Here is a 3,113-nt window from a genome sequence, read left to right as displayed (position 1 = left end):
CGCGCGCGGCGCTGGCGAGCCCCGGGCGCTGAACGCCCCGCGGGGGCGACGGGGCTTGGTCTGCCTGGCTGCCGCGGCCGGCACGCTGCGGCATCATCGTGGCCCCCGCCCTTTCCGGCCCCGACACAGGACCTCCCCCATGAGCTTCACCACCGAACAACAGCCCGGCGTCTGCGAGCAGGCCCCGGCCGCGACGAAGGGCTTCACGCTGAACCACAGCATGCTGCGCGTGAAGGACCCGAAGGTTTCGCTGGACTTCTACACGCGCGTGCTCGGCATGCGCCTGCTGCGCAAGCTGGACTTTCCGGAGATGAGCTTCTCGCTCTACTTCCTGGCGCAGGCCGAGGAGGCCGCCGCGGCGCCGCAGGACGTGGGCGAGCGCACCGCGTGGACCTTCGCGCAGCGCGGCATCCTGGAGCTCACGCACAACTGGGGCACCGAGAACGACGCCGAGTTCCAGTACCACGACGGCAATGCCAAGCCGCAGGGCTTCGGCCACATCTGCATCTCGGTGCCCGACCTCGACGCCGCGGTGCGCTGGTTCGACGAGAACGGCGTGACCTACGTGAAGCGGCCCGAGCAGGGCAAGATGAAGGACGTGGCCTTCATCAAGGACGCCGACGGCTACTGGATCGAGATCGTCGAGCCGGCACGGCTGGCGAAGCTGGGGCGCCCGGCTTGAGCGACGACGCGGCGCCCGAGCACTGGGCCGCCGACGCGGGCGAGCGCGACGTGGCCCGGCTGGACATCCCGCCGCACGCGAGCCGCGAGCGCGGCTTCGAGATCTACTGCAGCCTGGCCGTGAAGGCGCAGGGCAGTGGCGAGGCCTGGCACGAGCTGCGGGTGCTGGTGGACGGCGCGCTGGCGTGGTCGCGCCGCGTGAGCACGCAGCCGGGCGGCCGCGATTCGCTCGACGTGCGGCTGCGCCGCCAGGTCCCGGCCGGACAGCCGCTGCGACTGACCGCGGTGGCGCAGACGCAGCGGGCCACACGGCTGGGGCTGGTAATCACCGCCGACGAGGAATGACGGGCGCCTCGACGGACAACGGAGCAACGACGATGGGCAGCCACTGGTTCGAAGGCTTCGAGAGCCGCACGTTCGACATCGACGGCGTGACGCTGTTCGCCCGCGTCGGCGGCCCGCCCGACGGGCCGCCGCTGCTGCTGCTGCACGGCTACCCGCAGACGCACGCGATCTGGCATCGCGCGGCGCAGCGGCTGGCCGACCGCTACCGGCTGGTGATGCCCGACCTGCGCGGCTACGGCCGCTCGGCCAAGCCGCCCGGCACGCACGACCACGCCAACTACAGCAAGCGCGCGATGGCGGCCGACGTGGTGGGCGTGATGCGCGCGCTGGGCCACGAGCGCTTCTTCGTGGCCGGCCACGACCGCGGCGGGCGCGTGGCACACCGGCTGGCGCTGGACCATCCGCAGGCGGTGCGCAAGCTGTGCGTGCTGGACATCGTGCCCACGCTGACGATGTACGAGCGCACCGACATGGCCTTCGCGCAGGCCTACTACCACTGGTTCTACCTGATCCAGCCCGCGCCGCTGCCCGAGAAGCAGATCGGCGCCGACCCGGGCTGGTACCTGCGGCACACGCTGGGCGGCTGGGGAAGCAAAGGCATCGCCTTCATCGAACCCGAGGCGCTGGCCGACTACGACCGCGGCTTCTGCACGCCCGAGGGCGTTCACGGCGCCTGCGAGGACTACCGCGCCGCCGCCGGCATCGACCTGGAGCACGACCGCGCCAGCCGCCAGGCCGGCCAGCGCGTGGCCTGTGACCTGCACGTGCTGTGGGGCGCGCGCGGCGTGGTGGCGAAGCAGTTCCAGCCGATCGCCGACTGGCAGGCCGCGTGCAGCGGCGCGGTGAGCGGCTACGCGGTGCCGGCCGGGCACTTCATTCCCGAGGAGTTGCCGGCGCTGACGGCGACCGAGCTGCAGAATTTTTTGGCGCGTGACGGAATAAACCAGCGGGCTGGACTGTTCACCACGACAGACCACCCCCGGAGGCTCCATGAACCGCAAGATCCCGTTCTTCTGCGCCCTCGCCCCGATCGCCGCGCTCGTCGCCGGCTGCGCCGGCTACGGCAGCTCGTACGGCACGCACGCCGCGGCGCCGGCCACGGCGGCCGGCGGCGTGCTGGCCGGCGCCAATGGCATGACGCTGTACGTGTTCGACCGCGACACGGCCGGCTCTGGCAAGAGCGTCTGCAATGGTCCCTGCGCCGCCAACTGGCCGCCGCTCGCCGCCGCGACCGCGGACGCGGCCAGCGGCGACTGGAGCGTGGTGACGCGCGACGACGGCACGCGCCAATGGGCCTACAAGGGCCGCCCGCTGTACTACTGGGCCAAGGACGCCAAGCCGGGCGACAAGACCGGCGACGGCGTCAACGGCGTGTGGCACGCCGCGACGCCCTAGGGCCTGCACGCGACGCCTTGGACGCCGCCGACGCCATCGCTCACATTCCGCGCCTGCGCCGCTACGCCCGGCTGCTGGTCGGCGACGCGGCACGCGCCGACGACCTGGTTCAGGACACGCTGGAGCGGGCCTGCCGCAAGTGGTCGCTGTGGCGCCCGCCCGGCGCGCCGGGTGCCGACGTGCAGGCCGCGCTGCGCGCCTGGCTGCTCGCGCTGATGCACAACCTGCACGCCAACCAGTGGCGGCAGTCGAGCGCCCACCCGAGCGTGGCGCTCGACGCAGCGCTGGAACCGCGCCACGATCCGACCCCGGGCACGGTGATGCGGCTCGACCTGGAGCGTGCGCTGGCGCTGCTGCCGACGGCGGCGCGCGAGGTGCTGCTGCTGGTCGCTGTGGAGCAGGTCGCCTATGCCGAGGCCGCGGAGATGCTGGGCGTGCCGGTCGGCACGGTGATGTCGCGCCTGGCGCGGGCGCGCGAGCAGTTGCGCCAGTTGATGGACGGCGCGCCGGCACCTCGCGCGGCGCTGAAGGTGGTGAAGTGAAGGACGGCCCGATGGACACGCGACCCGGCGAGACCGAACTGCACGCCTGGGTCGACGGTCAGCTGGCGCCCGGTCGTGCCGCCGAGGTGGCGCAGTGGCTGGCCGCGCACCCCGACGAGGCGGCCCGCGTGGCCGCCTGGCAGGCACAGC

At 73.0% G+C, this 3,113-nt stretch carries 4 protein-coding genes and 1 pseudogene; all 5 read left to right on the top strand.

The features are described from left to right. Window positions 1-139 precede the first annotated feature (139 nt). The 5 genes and pseudogenes from gloA (at window position 140) to Y694_RS23830 (ending at window position 2,963) form a co-directional block, all read left to right on the top strand. A complete protein-coding gene (gene gloA / locus Y694_RS20815; protein WP_036236161.1) occupies window positions 140-682 on the top strand; it encodes a lactoylglutathione lyase in 543 nt (180 codons plus the stop codon). Next, a complete protein-coding gene (locus Y694_RS20810) occupies window positions 679-1,026 on the top strand; it encodes a hypothetical protein (RefSeq protein ID WP_036236157.1) in 348 nt (115 codons plus the stop codon). The genes gloA and Y694_RS20810 overlap by 4 nt, the downstream gene beginning before the upstream one ends. Window positions 1,027-1,058: 32 nt before the next feature. Further along, window positions 1,059-1,949, top strand: a pseudogene (locus Y694_RS20805) (alpha/beta fold hydrolase); the annotation flags it as partial. 67 nt (window positions 1,950-2,016) lie between these two features. Beyond that, window positions 2,017-2,421 carry a hypothetical protein gene (locus Y694_RS23835; RefSeq protein ID WP_081782301.1) on the top strand — a complete coding sequence of 135 codons (405 nt, stop codon included), beginning with the start codon at window positions 2,017-2,019 and terminating at the stop codon, window positions 2,419-2,421. Beyond that, entirely contained in the window at window positions 2,316-2,963 is a 648-nt protein-coding gene (locus Y694_RS23830) for an RNA polymerase sigma factor (RefSeq protein WP_081771462.1), read from the top strand. Before Y694_RS23835 ends, Y694_RS23830 begins: the two co-directional genes overlap by 106 nt. Window positions 2,964-3,113 lie beyond the last annotated feature (150 nt).

The organism is Methylibium sp. T29-B, assembly GCF_000576225.1.
Classification (GTDB): domain Bacteria; phylum Pseudomonadota; class Gammaproteobacteria; order Burkholderiales; family Burkholderiaceae_C; genus Methylibium; species Methylibium petroleiphilum.
The sequence above is the reverse complement of the archived record's forward strand: the minus strand, read 5'-3'. Positions and strand labels throughout refer to the sequence as shown.